The sequence below is a fragment of the Peribacillus sp. FSL M8-0224 genome (assembly GCF_038003055.1).
GTDB lineage: Bacteria > Bacillota > Bacilli > Bacillales > DSM-1321 > Peribacillus > Peribacillus frigoritolerans.
Window position 1 is genome coordinate 3,856,028 of sequence record NZ_JBBOOJ010000001.1, and the last position, 25,785, is coordinate 3,881,812.

Annotated in this window: 23 protein-coding genes, 1 pseudogene and 1 riboswitch; of the genes and pseudogenes, 5 read left to right on the plus strand and 19 right to left on the minus strand. The window is 42.1% G+C overall.

From position 1 onward, the window contains the following. Window positions 1-4: 4 nt before the first annotated feature. Window positions 5-1,150 carry a Ger(x)C family spore germination protein gene (locus tag MKX49_RS18540; protein ID WP_340877279.1) on the plus strand — a complete coding sequence of 382 codons (1,146 nt, stop codon included), beginning with the start codon at window positions 5-7 and terminating at the stop codon, window positions 1,148-1,150. A gap of 43 nt (window positions 1,151-1,193) precedes the next feature. On the opposite strand, the gene MKX49_RS18545 is transcribed toward MKX49_RS18540, so the two are convergent. Further along, window positions 1,194-1,697 carry a hypothetical protein gene (locus tag MKX49_RS18545; RefSeq protein WP_340877280.1) on the minus strand — a complete coding sequence of 168 codons (504 nt, stop codon included), beginning with the start codon at window positions 1,695-1,697 and terminating at the stop codon, window positions 1,194-1,196. A 276-nt stretch (window positions 1,698-1,973) separates the two neighbouring features. On the opposite strand from MKX49_RS18545, the gene MKX49_RS18550 reads away from it, so the two are divergent. Then, window positions 1,974-2,411, plus strand: coding sequence for a GNAT family N-acetyltransferase (locus MKX49_RS18550; RefSeq protein ID WP_340877281.1), 438 nt, complete (start codon window positions 1,974-1,976; stop codon window positions 2,409-2,411). A 60-nt stretch (window positions 2,412-2,471) separates the two neighbouring features. Here the strand turns inward: MKX49_RS18550 and MKX49_RS18555 are convergent, their stop codons facing one another. After that, entirely contained in the window at window positions 2,472-2,756 is a 285-nt protein-coding gene (locus tag MKX49_RS18555) for an AbrB/MazE/SpoVT family DNA-binding domain-containing protein (protein WP_048677948.1), read from the minus strand. Window positions 2,757-3,245: 489 nt separating this feature from the next. Here MKX49_RS18555 and MKX49_RS18560 point away from each other — a divergent pair, with 489 nt between their 5' ends. Next, window positions 3,246-4,217: a DMT family transporter gene (locus MKX49_RS18560; RefSeq protein ID WP_054399921.1), complete on the plus strand. Its 972-nt coding sequence runs from the start codon at window positions 3,246-3,248 to the stop codon at window positions 4,215-4,217. A 135-nt stretch (window positions 4,218-4,352) separates the two neighbouring features. On the opposite strand, the gene MKX49_RS18565 is transcribed toward MKX49_RS18560, so the two are convergent. Next, window positions 4,353-4,784 carry a response regulator transcription factor gene (locus tag MKX49_RS18565; protein WP_340877282.1) on the minus strand — a complete coding sequence of 144 codons (432 nt, stop codon included), beginning with the start codon at window positions 4,782-4,784 and terminating at the stop codon, window positions 4,353-4,355. Between the two features lie 438 nt (window positions 4,785-5,222). Then, window positions 5,223-5,323: riboswitch (guanidine-I (ykkC/yxkD leader) on the plus strand. 72 nt (window positions 5,324-5,395) lie between these two features. On the opposite strand from MKX49_RS18565, the gene MKX49_RS18570 reads away from it, so the two are divergent. Both MKX49_RS18570 and MKX49_RS18575 read left to right on the plus strand, forming a co-directional pair. Next, on the plus strand, window positions 5,396-5,737 hold the full coding sequence (locus MKX49_RS18570) for a DMT family transporter (protein WP_063594494.1): 342 nt from the start codon (window positions 5,396-5,398) through the stop codon (window positions 5,735-5,737). After that, window positions 5,737-6,051: a DMT family transporter gene (locus MKX49_RS18575; protein ID WP_034309447.1), complete on the plus strand. Its 315-nt coding sequence runs from the start codon at window positions 5,737-5,739 to the stop codon at window positions 6,049-6,051. The genes MKX49_RS18570 and MKX49_RS18575 overlap by 1 nt, the downstream gene beginning before the upstream one ends. Before the next feature lie 80 nt (window positions 6,052-6,131). Here the strand turns inward: MKX49_RS18575 and MKX49_RS18580 are convergent, their stop codons facing one another. The 16 genes and pseudogenes from MKX49_RS18580 to brnQ form a co-directional block, all read right to left on the minus strand. After that, window positions 6,132-6,923 carry a DUF817 domain-containing protein gene (locus MKX49_RS18580; RefSeq protein ID WP_340878570.1) on the minus strand — a complete coding sequence of 264 codons (792 nt, stop codon included), beginning with the start codon at window positions 6,921-6,923 and terminating at the stop codon, window positions 6,132-6,134. A 55-nt stretch (window positions 6,924-6,978) separates the two neighbouring features. Next, on the minus strand, window positions 6,979-7,200 hold the full coding sequence (locus MKX49_RS18585) for a helix-turn-helix domain-containing protein (protein ID WP_034309451.1): 222 nt from the start codon (window positions 7,198-7,200) through the stop codon (window positions 6,979-6,981). 10 nt (window positions 7,201-7,210) lie between these two features. Continuing rightward, entirely contained in the window at window positions 7,211-7,693 is a 483-nt protein-coding gene (locus MKX49_RS18590) for a DUF2975 domain-containing protein (protein WP_340877283.1), read from the minus strand. A gap of 420 nt (window positions 7,694-8,113) precedes the next feature. Further along, window positions 8,114-11,323: a DEAD/DEAH box helicase gene (locus MKX49_RS18595; RefSeq protein WP_340877284.1), complete on the minus strand. Its 3,210-nt coding sequence runs from the start codon at window positions 11,321-11,323 to the stop codon at window positions 8,114-8,116. A gap of 169 nt (window positions 11,324-11,492) precedes the next feature. After that, entirely contained in the window at window positions 11,493-11,723 is a 231-nt protein-coding gene (locus MKX49_RS18600; protein WP_336866881.1) for a hypothetical protein, read from the minus strand. After that, window positions 11,720-12,859 (minus strand): GerAB/ArcD/ProY family transporter, encoded by a 1,140-nt coding sequence (locus tag MKX49_RS18605; RefSeq protein WP_340877285.1) that lies wholly within the window; start codon window positions 12,857-12,859, stop codon window positions 11,720-11,722. Before MKX49_RS18605 ends, MKX49_RS18600 begins: the two co-directional genes overlap by 4 nt. 21 nt (window positions 12,860-12,880) lie before the next feature. Beyond that, window positions 12,881-14,107, minus strand: coding sequence for a Ger(x)C family spore germination protein (locus MKX49_RS18610; RefSeq protein ID WP_340877286.1), 1,227 nt, complete (start codon window positions 14,105-14,107; stop codon window positions 12,881-12,883). Then, entirely contained in the window at window positions 14,097-15,734 is a 1,638-nt protein-coding gene (locus MKX49_RS18615) for a spore germination protein (protein ID WP_340877287.1), read from the minus strand. Before MKX49_RS18615 ends, MKX49_RS18610 begins: the two co-directional genes overlap by 11 nt. A gap of 178 nt (window positions 15,735-15,912) precedes the next feature. Further along, window positions 15,913-16,524: a DedA family protein gene (locus MKX49_RS18620; RefSeq protein WP_034309462.1), complete on the minus strand. Its 612-nt coding sequence runs from the start codon at window positions 16,522-16,524 to the stop codon at window positions 15,913-15,915. Between the two features lie 83 nt (window positions 16,525-16,607). Then, window positions 16,608-17,258, minus strand: coding sequence for a phosphatase PAP2 family protein (locus MKX49_RS18625; RefSeq protein WP_063594503.1), 651 nt, complete (start codon window positions 17,256-17,258; stop codon window positions 16,608-16,610). Between the two features lie 302 nt (window positions 17,259-17,560). Further along, window positions 17,561-18,796: a cytochrome P450 gene (locus MKX49_RS18630; RefSeq protein ID WP_340878572.1), complete on the minus strand. Its 1,236-nt coding sequence runs from the start codon at window positions 18,794-18,796 to the stop codon at window positions 17,561-17,563. 598 nt (window positions 18,797-19,394) lie between these two features. After that, complete coding sequence (locus MKX49_RS18635) at window positions 19,395-19,574, minus strand: hypothetical protein (RefSeq protein ID WP_034309467.1); 180 nt, start codon at window positions 19,572-19,574, stop codon at window positions 19,395-19,397. Between the two features lie 437 nt (window positions 19,575-20,011). Beyond that, on the minus strand, window positions 20,012-20,692 hold the full coding sequence (locus MKX49_RS18640; RefSeq protein ID WP_340877288.1) for a DUF975 family protein: 681 nt from the start codon (window positions 20,690-20,692) through the stop codon (window positions 20,012-20,014). 401 nt (window positions 20,693-21,093) lie between these two features. Further along, window positions 21,094-22,265 (minus strand): annotated as a pseudogene (locus tag MKX49_RS18645) (M20 family metallopeptidase). Between the two features lie 285 nt (window positions 22,266-22,550). Then, window positions 22,551-24,176 (minus strand): amidohydrolase, encoded by a 1,626-nt coding sequence (locus MKX49_RS18650; protein WP_340877289.1) that lies wholly within the window; start codon window positions 24,174-24,176, stop codon window positions 22,551-22,553. A gap of 95 nt (window positions 24,177-24,271) precedes the next feature. Then, window positions 24,272-25,603, minus strand: coding sequence for a branched-chain amino acid transport system II carrier protein (brnQ, locus tag MKX49_RS18655; protein WP_340877290.1), 1,332 nt, complete (start codon window positions 25,601-25,603; stop codon window positions 24,272-24,274). Window positions 25,604-25,785: the final 182 nt, after the last annotated feature.

Below are 25,785 nucleotides of genomic sequence, written 5' to 3' on the forward strand. Positions count from 1 at the left end.
TGCCATGTTCCGCATCTGTAACATTTTGTTGACTCTTCCGTTACTCTTTTTACTTTCGGGGTGCTGGGACGAAAAAACGATTCAGGATTTTCATTATATAACAGCTATAGGGATTGATTACAAGGATGGGGAATACATTGTATATACGCAACTTGTAGACTTCGCTGCTGTAGCTAAAACGGAATCGAAGCCGACTCAAGCCCCTCCCGTATATGTTGGAAAACAAAAAGGCCGATCCGTCTCGAACGCCATTAATCAACTTATGCGCAATACTCAACAAGCGCTATATTTAGGGCATGTTTCCACCTTTGTAATCAGTGAAAATGTTTTGAAGCAGCAAAGTACAGAAATAGTGGATTATATTTACAGAAACCAATTACTTAGATACTCAGCCAATATTTTTGCCACAAAAAGTTCAATGGATGAGCTATTCTCCATTAACGGCTTTTTTAATTTGTCGCCTTTATACACGACATTATATTTACCGGAAGATGTATATCGGAATAGATCATACATCAAACCCATAACGGTACAAAGATACTATTCCAATCAGCGGGAAAAATCATCAACGACCATCTTACCCTCCATTTCCTGGAACGATAAAACTTGGAAAGATAAAGATAAAAATCGAAAAAGCCTTGTTATGGATGGTGCATTTGTCATTTACTATAAAGTGTCCCAGCCCTGGTTCTCTGAAAAAGAATTGAGCGGTGTTCGCTGGCTAACTAAAAGTACCAACAAAACTCCCTTAAATATTATCTTGAATAAACAGGACATCAATGCATTATTCTCCCATCCACAGCATAAAGTTAAACCAGTTTTCAAGAATGGGAAATACAAGTTTGTGATTGATATTGATGTATCCGGCAGAATCGAAGGACTGGACAAACAAATAGAAATGGATATATTAAAACGAAAATTTGAAAATCAAATTAAAAAAGAAATCCAAACAACTTTTAAAACAGGGCTCCAAAAGAACGCAGACCCTTTAAACTTAGGCAAAATTCTTTATATCAAAGAGACAAAATACTGGCAAGAAAATCATATTAAAGAGCCGGCCGATTTTCTTGATAAGAATTCAATACATGATATAAACGTAAATGTACATATCCTTAACACAGGCGGATTAGAAGCTCAACCACTGCGGTAATGAAGATTTAGCTTGATTTTAGGGTTCAATGATAATGCATCATTCACGAGATGAGATTACTGCTGCATTCTATGGATAATGCTCCTTTCACGAGTAAATTGGCCAAACTCACGAGTATTTGCTCCAATCTCACGAGTAAAACGGCTAAACTCACGAGTATTTGCTTCAATCTCACGAGTAAATCGACTAATCTCACGAGTAAATGCTTATATCTCATGAGATTACTGCTGCATTCTATGGATAATGCTCCTTTCACGAGTAAATTGGCCAAACTCACGAGTATTTGCTTCAATCTCACGAGTAAAACGGCTAAACTCACTAGTATTTGCTTCAATCTCACGAGTAAAACGGCTAAACTCACTAGTATTTGCTTCAATCTCACGAGTAAAACGGCTAATCTCACGAGTAAAACGGCTAATCTCACGAGTATTTGCTTCAATTTCACGAGTAAATCGACTAATCTCACGAGTAAATGCTTATATCTCATGAGATTACTGCTGCATTCTATGGATAATGCTCCTTTCACGAGTAAATCGACTAAACTCACGAGTATTTGCTCCAATCTCACGAGTAAAACGGCTTAATTCACGAGTAAACACCTATATCTCATGAGGGTGCTGCTGCATTCTATGGATAAACGCTAATATCTCATAAGTTTGCTGCTCATTTCGGGTTTAACAGCCCTCTACATGATGAAAAAATCAGGATGGTGCCTTTTTGAGCTCCATCCTGTTTTTTGGGGCTGGAAAATGCGGTCCGGAATTTGGCGGATAGCATGGTTAAATGGTAAATTTAGATTATTCTAACATTTGGGGGTCCATTTATGAGCATACAGAAGGCTACATTACATGAGCTGGAATCACTGACGGAACTTTTTGATTTATACAGGGTGTTTTATAAGCAAACCTCTGATCCTGGTCGTGCAAGGGAGTTTTTAAGGGAAAGGCTGACACATGGGGAGTCTGTGGTTTTTATGGCGTTTGATGAAGGAAATCCAATTGGTTTTGTACAATTGTATCCTTCTTTTTCTTCTGTGAGTATGATGCGGTCATGGGTATTGAATGATTTATTCGTGAAGGAGTCCGCCCGTAAAAAGGGATTTGGCGAGGAGTTATTGAACGCGGCCATCGCTTTTGCACGTGAAACAGGTGCTAAAGGGGTTTCACTGGAGACAGGCAAGGATAATGTGAAAGCACAGAGACTTTATGAAAAGATTGGTTTCTCCCGTGAATCGAACCATTTTTATTATTTCACCATTTAATATAAAAAAGTGTAGGGAAAACCTTCCCTACACTTGGATGCTATTTATCTAGTATATTAATTATTTAGCAGTTTCCATGCTGGCTTGAATTTCTTTGATTAGAAGTTCGGCACCTTCTGGGCTAAGTATTAATTTACCGTCAGCAAGTTTCATATTGTCATCTGAAACGTCACCTGTAACCTGACAAGTCATGTTTGGTTTATATTTTTGAAGGATGATGCGCTCTTGTTCTACATAAATCTCCAGAGCGTCTTTCTCATTAATTCCTAATGTTCGGCGCAGTTCAATTGGAATGACTACCCGCCCTAATTCGTCAACTTTACGTACAATACCTGTAGATTTCATTTAATTTACCCCACTAACTTTCTTGCGAATGTTGCATTTATACATTTCGTCACCATTCGACATTATTTGCACTTCTATTAAGATACCACTACCTACCATATTCGTCAATTCTCGTATCTTCATATACTATCTGCCTCTATATGATTTTTATATAAAATATTAGTAATTCCTCCATAATACGCTTCACGACAACGTTTATCGCTTCTTGTTTTGGTATATATTTCTAATTTGAATTCAAAAATGGAAACGCCTTCATTCAATTCCAACAAGCTTTCTTTTCATTTCATGTCGAATCATGAAGAATGAATTTCACTAGCTTAAAAGAATCTGTTGATTTTCTTTTGCTTTTGAAGGACAATTTAAATTGATCGCTTATAATATTTAGAAAATTCATTCTGCTTTCATTCCTGAAAAATTTTTCAGAAAGCCGAAACGATTGCCATCCTTCCAGAGTCTTACTGACTCATAAAACAGATTGAGGTGAGTCAATTGCGTCCGATTATATTAGGTATTTGTTCTGCTTTCTTTTTTGCATTTACGTTTGTTTTGAATCAGGCCATGGAGCTGTCTGGCGGAAGTTGGATTTGGAGTGCTTCGCTGCGTTATATCTTTATGGTGCCCTTTCTGTTGTGTATCGTATGGAGCAGAAAAAACCTGCGTCCCCTTTTACAAGTGATGAGAGAAAAGCCGGGTCCTTGGCTGCTTTGGAGTTTTGTCGGATTTGGGTTATTTTATGCTCCTTTATGCTTTGCGTCCGCCTACTCACCTGGCTGGCTGATCGCCGGCACTTGGCAAATCACGATCATTTCGGGTGCGCTGCTTGCGCCGCTGTTTTTTGAAAATGTCCAAACGAAAGATGGGATCGAAAGGCAAAGGGGAAGGGTTTCTGTGAAAGGCCTCCTCATGTCCATGATCATTCTGCTTGGGATCATCCTGATGCAACTGGAACATACCAAACACATTTCAATGGCCAATCTTTGGCTGGGAGTGATTCCAATCGTCATCGCCTCATTTGCATACCCTTTGGGAAATCGCAAAATGATGGAAGTATCCGAAGGCCGTCTGGATGCTTATCAGCGGGTTTTGGGAATGACTTTGGCGAGTCTGCCATTCTGGTTTTTGCTTTCCTTGTACGGTTTCTTTACAGTAGGTGCACCGACGAAGATGCAGAGTTTCCAATCCCTTTTGGTGGCACTATTTTCTGGAGTCATTGCCACGGTCCTTTTTTTCATGGCGACCGATTTGGTACGCGGAAATATGCAGAAATTAGCTTCAGTTGAAGCAACACAATCGATGGAGGTCCTTTTTGCCCTTGCTGGCGAATTACTATTCCTATCTTTACCGATTCCTTCTCCGTTATCGTGGTTCGGCATCTTTATCGTCATCATGGGAATGATCCTACATAGCTATGTATCTCATAAAAAAGAAGGTCCATCCCCGAAACGGACAGTGAATGCCTAAATAGCAAGCCAAAAAAGCCCCGGATAAGACTTAGGGGCTTTTTTGAGCTGAAAACAGAAGCCGACTACGTTCTTTTTTTCCATTGACAGGTCATGATAAATAGATGATTTTTCAGAGTGGCAAAAAGCTCACCATTCAAGTATCCACAGTAATGCCTCTATACGTAAGCTGGTTCTTTTCCTCTATTCTTTTCATGGTTGAAGATCTTCTTAAATGAGCATCTATTCTTGCCATTACTTCTTCAATATCAAATGGCTTCGTAATGAAATCATCTGCCCCAGCGCGCAATCCATTTATTTTCGTTTGCTGTTCTCCTTTTGCGGATATAATCAAAACAGGGACATGATGATGCTCCCTAATTTTACGAAGAACTTCCTCCCCGTCCATTCCTGGCAGCATTAAATCCAACAACACCATATCCCATTTCTTTTTCTCCACGTACAATATTGCTTCCGTCCCTGAAAATGCCGGCTGAGGGACATATCCACTTTTTTTCATCATATTGCAAAGCAATCCGCTAATATCATTATCATCTTCAACAATTAAAATATGTACCTGCTTCTCCATAAGAGCCACCTACTTTCCCTCTTTAATCTATTTCTTATATTAGCATTCTTTGTTAAGATCCGAAAAATTGACCTGAAACCCCGCAAATTCTTAGCCGATTACACTACCTATCTATCCCTTCATTATTTGTTGATTTCCACTCCAGGCGCTCGCCCCGCAGGAGTCTCGCACTTCCGCTCCAATCAACCTTAAATAGTTTCGTTTTAAAAACAACAATCTTTACGAAAGGAGCCAAATAAAAAAACTATAGGAAAACAGGCTTTCCTTCCAATTTGAATATAGTCCGGTAGAGTTCGAAATGGGTCGCTGTATTCAGATGAAAGCTGCAAACGTTACGGGACATATGCGGATATTAGGGAAAAATCGGCATGGCAGCTGGCAAAACTTTTACCTTGAGTAAGTTCAAAAAGTATGTATAATGAAAGGTAATTGCATATGTCAAAGGTTTTCTAGGGTTCCGCAGTGCGTCTCATTGCTGGTCTGGTCCGAGAGAAAACTCACAGCATGCTGTGTCACGGAAGGATAAAAGCCTGGGAGAAACTGTTTAACAGTTATCTCTTGGGCTTTTTTTGTTTTTTTGGTAAAGAATAAAATCGGAGGTGCGTTATTTCATGAGCACAAACTGGATTAAAGTATTCATTGCAGCTTTTTTTGAAGTATTTTGGGTGATTGGCTTAAAACATGCGGATGACTTTTGGACTTGGACTGGAACGGTCATTTCGATCATCATCAGTTTTTACTTGATGATAATGGCTGGCAGGAAGCTTCCTGTCGGAACGGTATATGCCGTTTTTGTCGGTATGGGGACTGCTGGGACTGTTTTTTCCGAAATCCTTTTCTTTGGGGAATCCTTCAAGCTGAGCAAAACGCTATTGATCCTCCTCTTATTATCAGGGGTGATCGGCTTGAAGCTAGTGACGGATGATAAGGCTGAGAAAGGGGATGAATCATAATGGCTTGGGTCTCTTTAATCTTAGCGGGGCTTTTTGAGATGTTTGGGGTTGCGATGATCAATAAATTGCACAAAGACCGAAATTGGCAATCCTTGCTGCTGTTATTCATCGGATTTGGAGCAAGTTTCCTGTTTCTTGCTTATGCCATGAAAACCTTGCCGATGGGAACGGCTTACGCAATCTGGACAGGAATCGGCGCATCAGGCGGAGCGATAATCGGGATGCTCTTATACGGGGAATCCAAAGATTGGCGCAGGGTCGTTTTTATAGCCATGGTCCTTGGCGCAGCAGTAGGATTAAAACTTGTTTCATAGGAATGACATAAAAGCATAGAAAATCAAAGACGACACAATGTGTCGTCTATACTTATTTTTATCTAACTTGAATAATTATCTTATAAAAATTGACCCTCATCCATCACAGCGGAATCTTTCCCCTTAACCTGTTTTAGCGTCGCTACTATAAGAAAGCTGACAATCACTAGTAAGAGCCATGAGCTTACCTTTCCTAGATGTACGAGACTCCATGCATCGGTTTGGTTTGGATATTCCCAAGCTCCAAAGAACGTTGCGATGTTTTCGGCTATCCATATGAAAAATCCGATGAGCACAAAAGAAAATGCGATTGGCATACGATAACGGGTTCCACCAACTTCGTATGTGACCCATGCTCGCCAAAAGACGATGATGACAAGTCCAGATAACCACCAACGAACATCCATCCAATAATGGTGGGTGAAAAAATTCAAATAAATCGCAAGCGCAAGAGGTACAACGACCAAAAACGGCGGCCACTTGATCAGTTCAACCTTTAACCTCCTCCACGCCTGGCAAAGATAACTCGCTACACTTGCGTACATGAATCCGCTATACAGAGGCACTCCAAAAAACTTGAAATATCCTTCCTCTGGATAAGTCCAGGAGCCCATATGTACCTTGAAAAGTTCAAGGACAAGACCAATAAGGTGGAATAAGGTGATGACCTTTAGTTCATCCCGTGTTTCAAGTCCGGAACGCAGCATCCACCACTGCATTAGAAGGCAGATGATGAGCAGCCAGTCATACCGCGGCAGAAAGGGAAGCGGAATGAATTTTGTAATAGCCAAAGAGCCAAAAATAACGGCCGGAAACAAGCATGATAGGGCCTGCTCCCAACCAAAACGAACGAGTTGTTTTAATGCTCTCATGATTGGTGCCTCCATTTTTTTATCTACATTCATGAGTAACTCCCCTTTATAAATCTTAATCTTGAGTGCCTTCATCATTTCGGTATTCTAAAATATCCCCGGGTTGACATTCTAAAGCCTTACAAATCGCATCTAAAGTTGTTAATCGAATCGCTTTTGCCTTGCCATTTTTCAATATGGAAAGATTAGCCATCGTTATTCCAACCCTCTCGGAAAGTTCTGTAACACTCATTTTCCTTTTAGCCAACATCACATCAATATTGATTATAATTGCCAAGTTATTCACCTCAGACCATTAAGTCATTTTCTGATTTTATATCGATGGCTTCTTGTAAAAGCCTTTGAAGAACAGCAGCAAAGACTGCAATCACCATTGAAGCAAAAATAACGACCATTCCGATTAATATGATACCTGGGGCGTCGTCCCTTTCCGCCATGAGATAAAAGAGCGGCATGCCTGCTACATACAAGCTGCTTATTGTGATTGCACAATTTTTTATAGTCTTTAAGGCTCTTACAGATAATTCCGAGAAAGCTTTGTTCCTGTCAATATAGCTTAAAAGTTTAAAGGCTTGATATAGAGCAAAGTAAAAAGGTATCGCCGATGCATACAAGTCGATTAAAACGAGATATTTCAAATAAGCCATATCCGGATATAATTCTGCTGCAAAATTCGCTATTCCAGGCACCACGAAGATGCACAAAGCAAGAACTGGAATTCCAATAAGAATAACAGCCATCTTTAAAAAGAGTGTTGTTCCTAGTTTCATAAAAAGCACCTCACTTATTTATTGTCCATTTAATTTAACACACGTTTTATCGTTTTACAATAAAACATTGTTGTTTTTTATTATATTATTATTGTTAATAAAATATCCTATTCTTTTTAAAATGGTTGTTTCCACATACTTTATTGCTATTTACCAGGTAGTGAGTTGTGGTTGATTTCCACTCCAGATGCTCGCTTTCCGCGGGGCCGGCGGTGGGCCTCCTCGGCGTAAACGCCTGTGGGGTCTCACCTGTCCCGCTGCTCCCGCAGGAGTCTCGCACTTCCGCTCCAATCAACCTTAAATAGTTTCGTTTTAAAAACAACAATCTTTACGAAAAGTGCCTTAAAAATAAAAAAGCATTCCTTTGTAAGAGGAATGCTCCATAACTGAACTATTTATTTATTACCTTCGGCTAAACCCTTATATCATCAGGATTTCCCTGATATCCTCTTCTGTAAGTGCAGATGACGACTTGTCTCCAGGGTCGATGATTTCTTCAATAAGATGTCTCTTTTTCTCTTGGAGTTCATTCATTTTTTCTTCGATTGTCCCACGAGCAATAAGCTTGATGACTTGAACCTCATTTTTCTGCCCCATTCGATGGGCACGGTCCGCGGCTTGTTCCTCAACTGCCGGATTCCACCAAAGGTCATATAGAATGACTGTATCGGCACCCGTCAGATTGAGACCCGTACCGCCCGCTTTCAACGAAATGAGGAATATATCCCGTTCTCCTTCATTAAACCGATTGCAGATTTCCACACGTTCCTTTGATGGGGTTTGGCCATCCAGGTAGAAAAAGGGTTGTCCTTTCATGGCCAAATCCTTGCAGATGATTGTAAGCATTTTTGTAAATTGCGAGAAAATCAGCACCCGTCTTCCAGAATGCTTCGAATCTTCGACAATTTGCATCAGTTGCTCATATTTTGCTGAACTGCCTTTATATCCGTCCACAAACAAGGCGGGGTGACAGCATATTTGCCGAAGCCGGGTCAAGCCTGCAAGGATCCTGATCCGATTTTTGCGAAGGGTATCCTTGTCCAGGTGTTTCAGCGTATCATGCCGCAGCTTGGCCAGATAAGCGCCGTACAGTTTCTTCTGATCGGGAAGCAGTTCCATCGATTCCAGCGACTCGATTTTTTCCGGTAATTCCCCTAGTACGTCCTCTTTCATTCTCCGCAGCAAAAATGGACGGATCCTGCGGGAAATCTGCTTCCTTGAGAGGTTGCTATACTCCTTTAACCCCATGAATAGTTCAGGGAATACGACGTGGAAAAGGGACCAGAGTTCTTCTAGTGAATTCTCGATGGGCGTACCAGTCAACGCGAAGCGATGTGCCGCTTTTATCTTCTTGGCCGCTCGTGCCGTTTGTGTCATCGGGTTCTTAAAAGCCTGTGCCTCATCGAAAAACACCGTATGGAAGTCCTCTTTTTCAAACGACTTGATGTCTTTCCGAAGCAATGGATAAGAAGTGATCACTACATCCATGTCCTTCATTTCTTTAAGCAGCTTCGTCCTTTCCGTCTTGTCTCCATCCACGACGACGGCTTGTATATCAGGAGCGAATTTAGTGAATTCACTCAGCCAATTGTAGGTCAATGATGATGGGCAGACAATTAGCGCCGGAACCCTTTTCTTACGGATGTCAGGTAGCTCGGATAAAATGAACGTGATGCTTTGCAGTGTTTTTCCCAGACCCATATCATCAGCAAGAATCCCGCCAAAACCGTATTGTGCAAGGATTTTCATCCATTTGTAGCCGTTTTTTTGATACTCGCGCAAAATCGGGTCCAGACTATTTGGCACCGTGAACTCCAAGGCACCCGGATTCCTGATGTTATCCAAAAACTGCCGGAATGATTCTTCCATCGTGAATGTCTGGCCATCATTAACGGAGTCAAGGAGCTGGAGTCCTTTTATGATGGGCATGTTCAGTGTGCTTTCCAGGTCTTCATCCTGTACGGGCAGTGCATTCAGAAAACGATTGATTTCCTCGTATTCCCTTGTTTCAAGGGAAAGCAGCGATCCATTCCTTAAACGATAGTATTTTCTTTTTTCTTCAAGCGCGGCTAAGACCTCACGTATTTGTTTATCTGGGATATTATCCATTTCAAATTTGAATTCGAGCCAATTAGTACGCTCTTTTTTAATTTTCACCCTAATGCGCGGTGCAGCATTTCCACGGGAAATTCGGTTCCTTACAGCGGTCGTGGCATAGATTTGTACCAGCTTCTGGAGTTTAGGAACGATATGGTACAAGAACTCATACTCCAACTCTTCGTTATGCAAGAAATAGCCGCCTTCCGTCTTGGCAAACTGGCTATCCTCCATCAGCTTTATTATCTCCGCCTCTTTCTCAACATCCCTCATAACCTTGGATTCCTGTTTTTCCAAAGGGTTGATCACGATATTTTCATAATGAAATTCCAGCCCGGCAAGCAGCCTGTTTTTCACTCGATCCAAGTATAGCTTTGCAACCAGCGGTGTCTTCAAAAACAATTCGGTGATGGATCTTGCTATATGGACTTCACCGAATCTTTTCAAACCTGGTACCACTTTGTCCAGGAATAATTCCAGCTGGTCATGATGGATTGGAATTTGATTCATCCCCGAATCCTCCATCATTTGCTTTAACTCTGAAAGGCGTTTGAAATCCTCATTTTCGAGCTGAACCAATTTCCCCTCAAATAGGACCAATGTGTATGCATTCATGACGATCATCTCGTGCAGCCTTTTAATATTCAAATGATAACCTTTGACCTCGCTTTCGGTAAAGTCAAACTGTAAAGGAAGCGGTCCGTTTGCTACACGAAAGCCATTGAATGCAAGGCCGCCATAGGCAAGCTTCACCATTGGCGCCGCTTCAAGGATGGGGACAAGCCTTCGGAAAGAAGATGGAGGCAAAAGTAATAAGTGATCGTCCAATGTATATTCAGATTTATCCGTCAGGGCGTCCACGTAGACTTTTTCATCCGATATCACTGTAATGAGTTCCTGAAGCACGGAATCATTTTCATTCTGAAAACAATGCAGCACCGGGTCATATATAAATGAAGGGGACACTTGGGCAGGCTTTCCTTCTTTAACTCGCTTCAGGAAATCCCGGACATTCGACACATTGAGAGAACCGATTTTCATTTCCAGTCCTAACATATATTGTTCCATGCCCATCCATACTGGTTTACACGTAAATTCCGCTTCAAGCATCTTTCTTTTTTCAAAATGGCGCTGATGACCGCTTTTGCGTACAGGCTGATTATTGAAAAGGGTCAGCAAGCCCTCTGACAACTTCTCATGGGCTGTAGCATCAGAACCGGCTGTATGCAGGCCTTCAGGAATCGTTCCATCTCGCTGATGGTCGTATACCGACAGCAGGACGGCTGCAATATGCTGGCAATCCCTAGGGAAGGAAACTAGCACAGGACAGCTGCATTTCGTCTGAAATCCGCCGACTGCATCCACTTCAATCGTGACATGGAAGTCTTCCTTGCCTCTAACCGATGCTTCACAACCATCATGACGATAGCTTTCAAATGTCACTTTATTGGCACGATGAAAAGCTTCCCCTCTTTTAAAGGAGACGGCCCCGCACATGTCTTTTATGATTTTTTGATTTAATTTGATATCCAAATTGCCGTCCTCCTCCCGGGGTTTTTTGGTTGAGTGATTTTACATTCCGCTGAAAAATAAGCTCATTTTAACATCATACTATGAAATGGGTTTACAGGGTTGTAAAAAAGCAAAAAGACAAACTCCCCATTCGGAGTTCATCTCTATTTCAACAAAGGAAATTGCAACTTCATTGTTGTCCTTTCGTGTTGCCTTTCTTTTTTTTTCGATAAAAGAAGCTGAACAGAAGGAGTACAACAAGAATGATAAAAAGGATAAGTTCAGCGGGGTCCTTCACCAAAAATGGGTTAATGGCATGCTTGATTGAATTATCCAGATCAAATCCCAATAGAATATCCATACCTAAAGAAAAGGCCACTAAAGGAAACAGTATCAAAACAGTTATACCGAAGAATTTCATTTTTGATCAACTCCGCCTTGGAACTTATTTTGGTGCTGGCCTTTCCTTTTTTTTCGATTCTTAAAAAAGGCAATCATCAAGAGAAGCAACGGAATGATCACCTGAAATGGCAGATGGACGTAATTTGGTACGGCATCTAGCCCTTCATGGATATGTTCCGTATAGCTGCTTGACATAATAATTGAAATCAATAAAATGACGATGCCAACAGGGTATGCAAGTCTGGAGGGCTGTTTAACATTGAAAACATTCGCCGTACCCGTTACCGCTACATAAGTAAATACACATATCTTGATGAACCCGCCAATCATCAACAAAAACAGAAAGTACACATCGAGACGTTCAAGAAAGCCAGCGACCTCTATTGACTGAATAAGGGTAAGAAGAGGGTATTGCGAACGTGTCGTAAGGTCCACACCAAGTACAGCAATATTCACAGCCATTATTATCGCGAGAAAAATACCGCTTGTCGCCAAGCTCCCTATCCCAATTTTTTTCAGTCGCTGAGGTTCATTCAAATAAGGAAAAATCATTAAAAACACTATGATCTCGCCAAATGGAAAAAATACGGTTTTAGTGAAACCCATTTTCACCATCTCTGTCCCGCCCATTTCAAAAATGGGTTTTAAGTTGTTTAAATGGATCATGCCGGAAGCAATAATCAGAAGCATGAAGGTCATTAAAAGTAAATTCTCCAAGACAAAGAATAGTTCCCCCGTCCTCGTCAATACTTCTATCCCTTTACGGACCGTATACACCACGACTAAAATGAATGCAGCGTTCGCAACAAATAACGGAATATGAGGATAGGCAAAAGTAAGCAGCGTATCTCCGAAATCCCTCAGCACCCTTGCAGAAAGATAGATGAAATAAAGGATGTATAGAAAAGCTACGATCCTGCCTAGAAAATTCCCCAATATATGTTTTACAAACTCTGTTAACAGCTGCTCAGGGTAGTATTGAAAAAGGCCATAATAAATGAAAAATAATAAAAATCCACCTATCATCGCAATAAGGATGACTAGCCAAGCAGCCTGCTTGGCTTCACCTGCAAGCGGAACCAAAAGTGCACTGCCCATTTCAAACAGGAAAATAAGGACGAACAGCTGGTAACCGCTGATTTTTGCCTTTTCCATGAGGATGCCACTTCCTTTCCATTATTGATCTTTCTTTTTTAAATTTGAAAGAAATGGCTTATTACGTAATCCGGTACGGCGAATGAAAGTTTCTACCTGCACATCTACTTCCAGTTTAGGAAAAGTATCGTCGTCCCAGTTTTTCTCTAGTTTCTTCCATTCTTTCGGATGGGATTCGTGCATGAGCTCCCCAAAGCCAAAAATATCGGATTTATTTTTTTGTGCCCGAACGATTGCTTCTTCCATCTCCTTCTTCAAATCCTTCGCTAACTTCTTTTCAATATCTATCAGAACATGCATATCGGTTAGGTTCAAGGGAACATTCACCTCCCGGATATCTCCCTCTGCACGGACATTTATCGTTATTTTCGGTTTGCCGTTTACCAATTTTGCCCCGACGTTGGTTTTTTGGCGAATTACTGAATAGGTGATTGCGTTTTTTTTACCCTCCCAATCAAGGTTTAAATAGGTATTTTCGATCCTATCCAATACCCACATTGATCCTATTGCCTTATCACCGTCCAGCCAGTCAATCAATTTGCCATCTTTAAAAACACCAATTCCCGCTGCATTAGGGTTTGCCTCAATATCCGAAGACATGGTATTCTCCATTTTATCCTCTTTACCTGTGTTGCCTTTCACGGTAAAACCGCTTATTATTGGTTCTTTTCCGGTACTAAGCAGATTCTTGATCACCTCTTGGAGATTGATGCTAATACTTTTCCCTTGGGTTTTTTCAGTGGTTTCAATCGTCCTAATGACTTTTTCAGCAGATACCTTATCGATTGCAGTTAACGTTTCGACAATATCCCTTGCTTTCACACCCCGGGCAATCACAATCCTCGTAGTTGCCCTGAATTCCGGTGAGCGCTCAAATGCATCGAAAATATCGTTGAGGCCCTCTTCCTTTGCTAGTTCCTCACCGATGACAACCAGGTTGGCATGGGCAAAATACATATCTCGGGAGATTTTCGTTGAAGCGATACTATCCAGTTCAAGTATATTATTTCCAGCGGCCCTATAAATGGATATCGGTGGATTCGTTCCGCCGCCGCCCTGAAGAGCTCCCGCCACATTACCTGGATTAATGATTTGGAATGTTCCCACAATCTTTCCCTCTTTATTTCTATCGAGTCCGACCGCCGAGACGATGGCCATTTCGTTTAACTCTGTTTTATCCCAGCAGCCAGTAGTGAATGTGGTGGCGATCAACATCATCAAGAGCAGGACTAATCTTTTACGATTCATTGCCTTCACCTTTTTTCTCGTCAGAAGTTTTCATTCCGCGTGATTCAGGAGGCAATGGTCTTTGATTTTCGCCTTCCCTTATCAGATTACTTTCGTTGGTTAATAATTTTGGCCTTTCCTTAAAGGCCCACATAGGTCTTCTGAAGAATGTGTCGCCCAACCCTTCAGGATTCAGAGGGGCGAGCGGTGTCATATAAGGAACTCCAAGTGAACGGAGGCTGCATAAATGGACGATGAGAATGATAAAGGCTAAAATCATCCCATAAAAACCTAAAGTGCCGGCACAAATGATGAATCCGAACCGCACAATGCGGGCAGAAATTGCTATGGCATAAGAAGGGGTTGCAAAACTGGCAATCGCCGTGATCGAGACAATGATGACCATTGCCGGCGATACGATACCAGCCTGGACGGCCGCCTGCCCGATGACCAATGCTCCGACAATGGACATCGTCGAACCAACGGCCTTTGGCATCCGAAGACTTGCTTCCCGTAATATTTCAAAGGTCATTTCCATAAGAAGCGCTTCAACGACGGCAGGCAAAGGAACCGTTTCCCTTTGGGCCGCTACAATGACCAGCAACTTTGTTGGAATCATTTCCTGATGAAAAGTCGTTGCTGCAACATAGACAGCTGGCCCGACTATCGAGATGATGAAAACGATGATCCGTAAAAAACGTGTGGCAGAAGCAATGTCAAAGCGATTATAGTAGTCTTCGACAGATTGAAAAAACTGTACGAATATTGCCGGGGCCACCAAGACGAAAGGCGTTCCATTAACGAATATCGCCACTCTTCCTTCCAGAAGATTTCCCGCAACCATATCCGGTCTTTCTGTATGGTTAAGGGTTGGGAATGGGGTCATGACCTGGTCTTCTATCAATTGTTCAATATATCCTGATTCAAGAATGCTATCGATGTTAATTCGATTTAAGCGCTTCTTGACCTCCTCGACAATCCCTTCCTTGACAATTCCATTTATATACATGATGGAAACGTCCGTTTTTGTCACCGTGCCTATTTTCATCGACTCTATCCATAAATCCGGGGTATTGATGATGCGGCGTAACATGGCGATGTTCGTTCCATTCGATTCCGTAAACCCTTCTCTCGATCCCCGGACAGTCAAATGCGTGCTTGGCTCCTGAATCGAGCGCTTCTCTCCTCCTCTTGTACTGGCAACCAGGGCGGTGTTTACTCCATCAACAAAAATGATGCTGTCCCCTGATAATAATGACAAAAATAGTTTTTCCCAGTCCGTGACGGTTTCTACCCCACCGAGGGAGACTACGTCCTCAGAGATAATATCCAATGCTTCTTGTGGAAGTATGTTTTTTGACAGGTGAGGATTTTTCATGATTGATTCAATTATAAAGTCCGTAACGCTAGGATTATCAATCAGACCCTGCACATACAAAATAGTTGTTTTTATCTCCGGGTTTTGCCCGATTTTCAACGTTCGGATAATGATGTCGGGACTTTTTCCCGTCTTTTTCTTCACGATTTCCAGATTGGCAGAAAGGGAACTTTCAATATAATCAGGCGTTTTGCTTTTGGATTGACTTTCATCTTCCTTTTTCTTTTCACGTTGCTTCACTTGTCTCTTTTGTTTGAAAAAAGAAGCCATAGCACCGAACCTCATTCCTTTTTCGTTTCACTCATTTTGTCCAAAGCACTCCCCCTTTATTCTGGGTTCAGTTTTCTTCCTCCAATAAGAAAAAGGCTGTCGCAATGACAGCCTTTAATGGTCATATTCGGTTAGGGAATGAATGCCGATGATAACGGCCCAATCAACTAAACTGAGATTATACTTTGCCTTTATTCCTTCTAAAAATCAAAACAACGAAAGCGATCAATAGCAAGGCCAGTATCGCATATACGATGTTTGAATAAATGTCCATGTACCCTACAATATCTTCCCACGAAGAGCCAACAGCTGCCCCGATATTCACCAAGATGATGTTCCAAATTAATGTTCCGGATGTTGTGTAAAGCAGGAAGAGCCAAAAGCTCATATGGGACATCCCTGCTGGAATCGAGATCAAACTTCTGATCAGCGGAACCAGCCTGCAGAAAAACACGGTCCATGACCCATATTTGTCAAACCATGAATTCGCCTTATGGACGTCCGATACCGTTAACCGAAGAATATGGCCCCATCTTTCCACGAACCTTTCAATGACCTTCACATCAAGAAGTAAACCAATTCCATAAAGGACGACTGCCCCTGCCACAGACCCTAGGGTCGAAGCGATCACGACACCGATAATCGTCATATCCGCTTTTGTTGTCATGTAACCGCCAAAAGTAAGAATGACCTCAGACGGGATCGGCGGGAAAATATTTTCCAATGCTATTAATAGAAAGATTCCCATATACCCAAAATCATTCATGAATTCCGTAATCCAGTTTTCCATTTAATACGCTCCTAACTTTCTTGAATCAACAGCTGGCTTGTTACCTGCCGGCTGTTTATCTTGCAATAACCTTGCTCCCTTTATTAACGATCTTTGTTCTTCCGCCGGTCTTGATACCTTTGGAAAAACCAGATGGAAATCGCAATCCAACAACCGCCCGCCAAATACCCGGCAATGATATCACTAGGATAATGGACCCCCAAGTATATTCGGCTAATACCTATCGAGAGGATCATCAACATGCTGAAAAGAATCAATAGAATCCTTGCCCACCTAGCCGTAATGTGACGCCATAGCAGAAATGTAAGAATACCGTATAAAGAAAATGCATTCATGGCATGTCCACTAGGGAAACTGTATCCCCCTATATCGATGAGTCGATGTAAATCGGGCCGGGCGCGTTGAAAGAATAGCTTAACCATCAAATTGAGAAGAGGTGAACCCACCATGACTGCAGTGAATAAGACTAGTTCCAAACGATGCTTCAAAATCCTATATAAGAAAAACAAAATGACCAAGGAAAGGATGATCAGTGAAGCGGTTGAACCTATGTAAGTAAAGAACTTCATGATGTCCGTCAGCAGAGGGGACTCCCATCCCTGCACCAAGGAAATCACATCTTCATCAAATTTCAGGTATTCATTTGCACTTATGGTAAATGCCATGAAACTGAACCCGATTAAAGAAAGTACACTTATTATAAAGGCAATGGTTAATTGCTGCTTTAATTTCATGATAACATCCTTTCACTTATTAAAACTGTTTCATTTGGAAATTTCTATTTTATCATATCTTCTTCATTGCATGGTGGGTGTAATTGCTTCATCGCCCGCCAACCTAATTCGGGGAACATGCCTGGGCACAAAATTTTCTACTTTATCATACTACTCTATTCGTCATTGTCACCTCAACTTCAGGTTACTATAAGATTTCCTGCCGAACGTTTCAAGGAGTGGCAGGAACATATTTAACGCATACCATTCAACATGCAAAAAGAAAAAACCTTATGCAGGTTAGGGCACAAGGTTTTTCGTTTTTACATGCAGCTTGCCTTAAGCGGTAGTGATGTCAAAGTTTGACCGGTTGCTGAATCGGTAAGATTCTCTTCTAACTGGAACGATGGCACCGCTTCAATATGCTTGAATTTCTTCAGGAATGCAGTAAGCGCAATCTTCGCTTCCAGCCTGGCAAGCGGCGCTCCCAGGCAGAAATGAGGGCCATTACCGAATGTGAGATGTTTCTTATTATTAGGGCGGTGGATATTAAGTGTGAAGGGGTCTTCAAACATCTCTTCGTCCATATTAGCTGCACTCATCCAAACAACCACGCTATCCCCTTCTTTCAATTCCACTCCCAATAGATCGTTATCTTCCTTTACAGTGCGATCCAATTTAATAAGATTGAATCGGAAACGGAGCATTTCTTCGACCGCCTGCGGAACTAAATCCAGGTTTTCTTGTAACTCTTGATAAACTTCTTTGTCATCATATAGCAGCGAATAAAAGCTATTGGCCAATAAATGACTGGTTGTCTCGACTCCTGCACCTAAAATCAGCATGGTCGTCCGGACAACCTCATCATCCGTAAACATTTCCCCATCCACTTCCGACTTCAATAGATCTGAGATGATATCATCCGCCGGGTTCAATCGTTTTTGCACAACAATCGGATACAAATACTGATAGTATTCTTTTGCTGCCACTTGCTTCAATTTATCTACTTCTTCTTGTTTTTCTCTATCAAAAGGAAGGAATAAGGTATCCACCCATTTCTTAAACAATAAACGATCTTTCGAGGGAACGCCCATCAAATCGGCCATGACAATGATCGGAAGCGGACTCGCCAATGATGCCACAATATCGATTTCTGTTCCCTCATCCATTTGTCCAATCAATTCATCTGCAATTTCCTGAATGCGAGGTTCCCAGTTTTGAAGACTTCTAGGTGTGAATGCTGCTGCCAGCAGTGAACGGCGTTTTCTATGATCAGGTGGATCCGATTCAGTGATTTGGATCTTTTCAGGCACAGAACCTTCCTCACTATCCGTTCCAACCGAAATCGTCGTCCGTTTCCGAACACTTGAAAAATGTTTATAATCACTGAGAACCCGCTTCACATCTTCATATTTAAAAACATTCCACGTATCCGTTCCTTCGTGATAACTCACAGGGTCATTTTCTAACATCCTTTTACACCAAGCGTACGGGCTAAATTCCTCCGCCCTTGTTTTAAACCTAGTAATTTCTTTTACTGCAATAACTTCTTTCATGATACCGACTCCTCCCACTTCTCAAAAGTACCTAACAAAAGGACCGAATGTGAAGCATTCTCCATCTCCGTCGATTTGTTATAGGGCCGAGCATTCCTGATAGACTTTTTCACCAAATCCTTAAATAAACATCTATTCCATTATAGGGTAAAACACCGCAACAAACCATGCATCTTCCATACCAGCGGCCTTACATGAAATTTGCCCCACAATCCCGACACCCCTATGTAAAACTGCTTATTTTTGACAATTCCCTTTCTTTTTCTATTTTTTTATGTCTCTCAAGGAGGCTAAAATCCAATCCTCTTTTTCCAAATTCGGAAAGAGTGCTTTTCACTACGTTATTTCAGTATAAATTTTTTGTACTTACCTGAGTTTGTGGATCACGTTGATTGGAACGTTTTTCAAATAATAAAAACTGCACAAACATAGGGTTCGGAATGCTTTCCTGCCGAATGCCCATCAAGCTATTACAGGTGATAACCATGATTTAAAATAAAAATATTATTTCTGAAATCAAGCTGATTAAATAAAAAAACTGCAGGCAAACTCGCTTTTCTTCGAGTTTACCTGCAGCTTGAACGCCTGCACCATGCCGCCGTCAATTTTTTCCCCTTTTAATCAGTTCATGCAAATCATCCATTTTCTTTTCCATGATATCCAGTCTGGTTTTACGGTGCTTGATGGAACGGAAAAGGGATACGGTCCCAACGATGATCAGGATTAGAAATAAAAGGCAAAACAATTGGTATACCAGATCCGCAATATTATACCCACTCACTATGTAATCCCCCTAAATGGCATTCTCAATATTCTATTATACACTAGGCAAAATGAACAATTTAACCTTTTTAAGGAGAAACGGGAAAAACAGATAGCCTTTTACTACTGATTGCAGTTTGTAGACAAAAGGGGTTCGGAAAATGTGACTTTGATCAAATGATGTTCCCAAACCAACACCTTCAACTCATCAGGTATGGTTTCTAACTAATTTTTATAACAAAGCTGATTGGATAGGAAGGTGCGAGACTCCTGCGGGAAAAGCGCGTCTAGGGAGACCCCGCAGGCGCAAGCCGAGGAGGCTCGTGGAAAGCGAGTGCCTGGAGCGTAAATCAACGTCCAAATTGTACATGCCATAAAAAAACTATAGACAAACTCGATTAAAATCGAGTTTGTCTACAGTCTGAAACCGATAGCCATATGCTATCGGTTCATCTTTTATCCCTCTATTTGTTGATCATCGTCAATATCTTCTTGAGGCACAATCAATTCTTCATAGAATGCAGCCGTTGTTGTTCCTGCATAAGGAATCAACCATAGCAAACCAATTCCCAGCGTGAACATGCAAAGGATGCCCCACCCGATGAAGCTTAGGTGCATAAGGAAATACTTCCATTTCAAGCCCTTCATTCTTTTTTTGCTCTCTGTAATGGCTTCAAGCACCGTGTATTCAGGATGATCCTTCAATAAGAAAAACTGCTGCGAATAAGCGATGGCCTTGATGATACCCGGAATGATTAATAATAATGACCATAAAAAAATGAAAATTGCTTGTAAGATGGATGCCCCAATAAGCTTGAAAGAGGTTTTTCCATCTTTATAGATAGCGCACACTTCCGGAATGCCAGGATTCCCTTCCCTAACTAAATTCAGGTAGAACCAAGTGGTTGAAATGGTAAGCGGGATTAAGGCAATGGAAAAGACCATGCTGAAGATATCAGACCATAACGGTGTTTCTTCCTGCATGAGCCATTCTGAAAACCCACCGCTTCCGATCACTTCGACAATTATAGGAAAAACGAGGTTGATCAAGAATAACAGCAACATAAGCGAAACAGTTACTCCCCATTTACCTCCCAACGACTGAAGGGCTTTCCTCTTTAATTCTGAGATTCTCATACTCTGATTAACTCCCTTCTTTTAAATGGCGGAATTCTGAATGTTTTCTTTTTTATTGTAAATATGGATAGATTCAGAAAAACCACTATTTATTTGATGTATAAATCTCAATTTGTATTTTAGCATACTAGCTCCTAGTCGTGGGCTTAAATTCCTAGAAAGCGCACACGGATAGAGTCAACCGGTTTCGAGCAACCATGATCCACTCCTTTCTTGCCTTGGTACTGGCTTGTAAAAGTTTATGAACGGGAATAAGACAATATGCCCTTCCAAATCAAAAATACCTTCGCGGAACCATCCCCTGTTAAGACGTATGGCCAGCGAAGGAGCATGTATTTATCTTGGTTAAAAGTCCTTATGTTAATCTAGTTCTTTTTTCCTTTTCCCAGGTAGATCAGGCCCTATCCCAAAATCTTTCGAACAGCATGGAGAAAAATGTTAACACCGTATTCCATGGCATCTTCGTCAAAATTAAAACGCGGATGATGGTGGGGATAGGTTACTCCCTTTTCCTTTTTCCCAGCTCCTATCAAGAAATAATTGCTAGGGGCCTTCTGTTGGAAAGCCGAAAAGTCCTCAGCCCCCATCGTCGGTTTTTGATGGTCGACAGCTTGTTCTCCATAAACTTCAAGGACAGTTTCTTCAATGAGCTTAGTGACTTCATTGTCATTTATGACTGGGCGATATCCAGTTAGATAGTTAAATTCATACGAGGCACCATGTGCTTCCGTAATGCCTTTAATGACCCTTTCCATAAGAATTGGCATGGATTCACGGAATTTCAAATCAAAACTTCGAACCGTCCCGCTAATCTCTACAGAGTTTGCAATGACATTGGCCGCTTCCCCTCCAACGAACTTTCCGATGGAAAGAAGCAAGTTGTCCAGCGGATCTGTATTGCGGGACACGATATATTGAAGATTCGTAACGACCTGGGCACCAATCGCGATGCTGTCAATCGTTTCATGGGGAGCCGAACCATGGCCTCCCTTTCCTTTAATGGTCAGAAAAAAACCATCTGGCGCAGCCATCATCGGTCCATACACGATGCCAACTTTCCCGATTTCAAAGGTGGACATGAGATGGGCCCCAATCACGATATCCACACCTTCCATTACGCCTGCATCGACCATTTCCTGCGCTCCACCAGGAAAATACTCTTCGGCATGCTGAAAAAAGAAGCGAACTTCACCTTTCAGGCCATCTTTCAGGAAAGGATTTTCGCCGTACCAAGAAGCATCGCCGTATGACCATCATGACCGCAAGCATGCATGACACCAGGTGTTCGGGATTTAAAATTGAAAGAATTCTCTTCCTCGATCGGCAGCGCATCCATATCTGCACGGATACCCAATGTTTTCCCCGGTTGGGAGCCAATCAAGCGGGCCATCACACTGTATTTTGTCGGACGTGTAACTTCCAGGTTTCCAAATGACAACAGGGTTTCGTATACGAATTGCGATGTCTTCTCTTCTTGATAAGATAATTCCGGATGCTGGTGAAGATGACGCCGCCAAGCAATCACATCTTCTCTTACACCTTTTATTTCCGGATATAACTTCAAACTTTGCATGACCATTTCCTCCTCAAATATGAACTATAAAATCTATCTATCTAGTAAACCAGCAAGTTATGTGCTAATTATTAATTTTCTGTAAATTAAGAATTCCCGCTCCTTGAAAAACAGGATTTGCGCCTTATACTCTCAAACAGCAACATCACTTCCAAGACTTCCCAGCACGGAAGTGTAAATTTTTTTACCCTCTAGCGTAAAATTTTTTTTACTATCGTGGAACATCCGCACCAAGGAATTGAAAGGGACGAAAAGGAAATCTGCCCCTTTTCGTCCCTATATCTTCTATTTATTTATCGCCGTTTCTTTTTGATAAACCAAAGAACCGCCCATATAAGTTTCTTCCACTGTAATCCTATCGATTTCCTCCGGCCTGATCGCCAATATATCTTGGTCAAGCACAATGAAGTCTGCATGATAGCCCGGAGTGAGCTGCCCGACATCCGGGATTCTCGTTATCTCCTGAGCGGCCCGTGTGTAAAGTGAAATCGCGGTGGGTACATCTACACGCTGATCCTGACCGGTGTCCGTACCGTCATAGGCAATTCGCGTGACGGCTGCCTTGATTCCAACGAACGGATTGACCGGATCGACCCATGCCGTTGCAGGTGCATCGGAAGAGAATGCCAGTTTAATGCCTGCTTCCAACATGGATTGGATGGGGTAGGTTTGCTTCAAACGTTCTGCACCTAGATTTTTAAGGTAGCTTTCGATTTCGGCATATAAAAAGATTGGTTGTGGAACAAAAGCGATACCCGTTTCAGCTGCACGCTGAAGTGCTTGCTTTGTAGGCATGGCAGCATGTTCGATCCTTATCGATGGACCATCCGTGATCCATCCCGTTTTTCCGTAAAAGGTATTCACGATCATATCGATCGCTTGCTCCCCCATGGCATGTATGACCAATTGAATATTGTTTTTCCTGGCTGCCTCAGCTGCACTTAACAACTCTGCCTCTGATGTCATCTGGATGCCATGGTTCTTTTCTTCTCCTAAAAACGGCGGATCGACCCACGCCGTTTGCCCCGACACGCTGCCATCCGAGAATAACTTGACCCCGCCTATATGATTCTGGCTTTCCCTGTTTGTTTTATCCTTATCCAGGATCATATCCTTCTTCATATCTTCCCAAATATAGTATAAAACGGTACGTTGCTTGAGGCCCTTTTTGCTTGCTTCCCTATACATATCCAAGTAATCGATCGGCTGGGTCCTTGCCAGGAGCTCAGTGATTGCCGTAATCCCATGTGATAATAATTTGGGACTCAGTTCGGCGAGAGTATCTGTTTCTTCTTCGAATGTTTGAACCGGCATCACTTTATTGACCAGTTCTTTTGCATTTTCCCGTAATATTCCGGTCGGCTCCCCTTCCGAATCCCTGTCAATCTCCCCTCCTGCTGGATTTGGCGTGTCCTTTGTGATCCCCGCCAATTCCAATGCCTTGCTGTTCACGGCAATTATATGGCCGCAGGTACGGGTTATGACAACAGGGACTTCCGTAGTCGCCCTATCCAGATCATGGCGTGAAGGGGACCGTCCTTCCGTCAATTTCCCTTCATCATATCCCCAGCTTTCAATCCAATCCCCTGAATTCCGGGATTCACATTGTTCACGAACGGCTTTGATCAAATCCTCAATCGATTCAACGACAGGGGGCATACATGGAATTTGCTTGGCTGCCTTAGCTAAAAATAGCGGATGAAGATGTGCATCAATGAGTCCGGGAAGCACCCGCCGCCCTAGAAGGTCGATCCGTTCCCCATTCATTCCATCTGTCTCTGACTGTTCTCCAACCCACTCGATGCGTCCATTACGAACAACCATGGCACTTGCATAAGGTTGTTTTGGATTCGAAGTGAATATTTTTCCATTTATATAAATAACATTCATATTTCGTTTATTCGCATTCATACTTTCCCTCTCCTTATTAAGTAAAATCCAACATGATGAACGTGGAAACTTCCCTTCATCCTTCCATATTTAAACTTTATGCCGTTTCCCAACATTTAAGATGAATGGTTTTCACCAGACATGGGGGTTGAAGAAATTTCCTGAGCCTGTTTTCGGTGAATGAGCATTCCCGCAACGAATCCCAGTACGGCTGGAATGAGCCATGCAAACCCATTTGCATTGAAGGGGATGATGGAAATGAAATCGCTCATGTATCCCATATGGATACCGATGCTATCCAATGTTTCGCATAAACTGATGATGAAAGTGGCCAGGACAGACCCCTTATAGGCACCCGCGTTTGGGATGTACCTGCGGAAAACGCCAAGTAAGACAATCACGATCGAAACAGGGTAAATTCCCATGAATAAAGGTACCGAATAGTCGATGATCTTTTCGACACCCATTAGCCCCATCAACACTCCAGTGGTACAAACGACGATTACCCAATTGCGGTAACTCACTTTCTGTTTTGTCAGCCCGCTAAGGAAATCTGCTATTGAAGCGGTTATTCCAATTGAGGTGGTAAGGCATGCTAATGAAACCGCTATAGCCAATGCAACGGTGCCGTAATCCCCAAGCAGTTTATAAACCAGGCCCGTCACCAGCTGCGCACTCTCCATTTCATTTGGAAATAATCCGCTTCCTGTAGCACCGATATATAGTAGCCCTCCGTATATGATGAGCAATCCCAAACCAGCCACTATGGTTCCATTCATGACCACTTGCTTCATTTTGGAAGGTTCCGCATATCCTTTAGCTGCAATCGAGCCAATGAAAACCGAGGCACAAAGAAGGCCCGTAAACACGTCACCGGTCTGATAAGCACTAAAAAACGAGTGGCCAAACGGATTTTGGATTTCCGTATTTACTGGCGCCCCCAATGGATCGAATGTGCCTTTGATGACGATAAAAAGAAGGATCGCGAACAGGGCAGGCGTTAGCACTTGTCCGACTTTATCAATGAGATTGGAGCGATCGCTGGCAAAATAAAAATTCAATCCAAAGAAAACGAGCATCGTCACGAAAGAAGGTACATTCGGGAATAATGTATGAACCCCCATCTCATGTGTCGTGGCGGCTGTCCTGGGTACAGTGACGAGCATCGCAATCCCAATCATGACGACCAGATTGAATACCTTATAAAACCAGGGGCTGATCGGCCTTGTCAGTTCTTCAAATTTTCCTTTTGAATTCAGGACCGCCACAACACCCAGTATAGGGAGTACAATTCCGGTAAGAATGAAGCCCGCTAACGCCGGAAGCCAATCCGACCCTGATGCAAGTCCGATCGACGGAGGAAAAATCAGGTTGCCCGCCCCAAAAAATACGGCAAATAAAGCAAAACCAAAAATAAGGCTGTCACGTACTATCTTGTTTGTCTTCATCCATTCACCTCTATTTTTTTATCATTCAATGAAACTATTTTTAATACGCCTATCAGTTATATAAGCAAATCTCGTGCCAATCTTAACAATATTTTAATTATTTTTAACATTACTGGCATATGACCCTGCACACAAGGCAAAAAAAAGGGTCACGATTCTATTTAGCATATAGAATGTGACCC

Bases quoted from the DNA above. Each gene is read 5' to 3' on its own strand.
- MKX49_RS18540 (WP_340877279.1), top strand. From the start codon at position 5: ATGTTCCGCATCTGTAACATTTTGTTGACTCTTCCGTTACTCTTTTTA.
- MKX49_RS18550 (WP_340877281.1), top strand. From the start codon at position 1,974: ATGAGCATACAGAAGGCTACATTACATGAGCTGGAATCACTGACGGAA.
- MKX49_RS18555 (WP_048677948.1), bottom strand. From the start codon at position 2,756: ATGAAATCTACAGGTATTGTACGTAAAGTTGACGAATTAGGGCGGGTA.
- MKX49_RS18565 (WP_340877282.1), bottom strand. From the start codon at position 4,784: ATGGAGAAGCAGGTACATATTTTAATTGTTGAAGATGATAATGATATT.
- MKX49_RS18570 (WP_063594494.1), top strand. From the start codon at position 5,396: ATGAGCACAAACTGGATTAAAGTATTCATTGCAGCTTTTTTTGAAGTA.
- MKX49_RS18575 (WP_034309447.1), top strand. From the start codon at position 5,737: ATGGCTTGGGTCTCTTTAATCTTAGCGGGGCTTTTTGAGATGTTTGGG.
- MKX49_RS18580 (WP_340878570.1), bottom strand. From the start codon at position 6,923: ATGAGAGCATTAAAACAACTCGTTCGTTTTGGTTGGGAGCAGGCCCTA.
- MKX49_RS18590 (WP_340877283.1), bottom strand. From the start codon at position 7,693: ATGAAACTAGGAACAACACTCTTTTTAAAGATGGCTGTTATTCTTATT.
- MKX49_RS18600 (WP_336866881.1), bottom strand. From the start codon at position 11,723: ATGAAATTCTTCGGTATAACTGTTTTGATACTGTTTCCTTTAGTGGCC.
- MKX49_RS18605 (WP_340877285.1), bottom strand. From the start codon at position 12,859: ATGGAAAAGGCAAAAATCAGCGGTTACCAGCTGTTCGTCCTTATTTTC.
- MKX49_RS18610 (WP_340877286.1), bottom strand. From the start codon at position 14,107: ATGAATCGTAAAAGATTAGTCCTGCTCTTGATGATGTTGATCGCCACC.
- MKX49_RS18615 (WP_340877287.1), bottom strand. From the start codon at position 15,734: ATGGCTTCTTTTTTCAAACAAAAGAGACAAGTGAAGCAACGTGAAAAG.
- MKX49_RS18620 (WP_034309462.1), bottom strand. From the start codon at position 16,524: ATGGAAAACTGGATTACGGAATTCATGAATGATTTTGGGTATATGGGA.
- MKX49_RS18625 (WP_063594503.1), bottom strand. From the start codon at position 17,258: ATGAAATTAAAGCAGCAATTAACCATTGCCTTTATAATAAGTGTACTT.
- MKX49_RS18640 (WP_340877288.1), bottom strand. From the start codon at position 20,692: ATGAGAATCTCAGAATTAAAGAGGAAAGCCCTTCAGTCGTTGGGAGGT.
- MKX49_RS18650 (WP_340877289.1), bottom strand. From the start codon at position 24,176: ATGAATGCGAATAAACGAAATATGAATGTTATTTATATAAATGGAAAA.
- brnQ (WP_340877290.1), bottom strand. From the start codon at position 25,603: ATGAAGACAAACAAGATAGTACGTGACAGCCTTATTTTTGGTTTTGCT.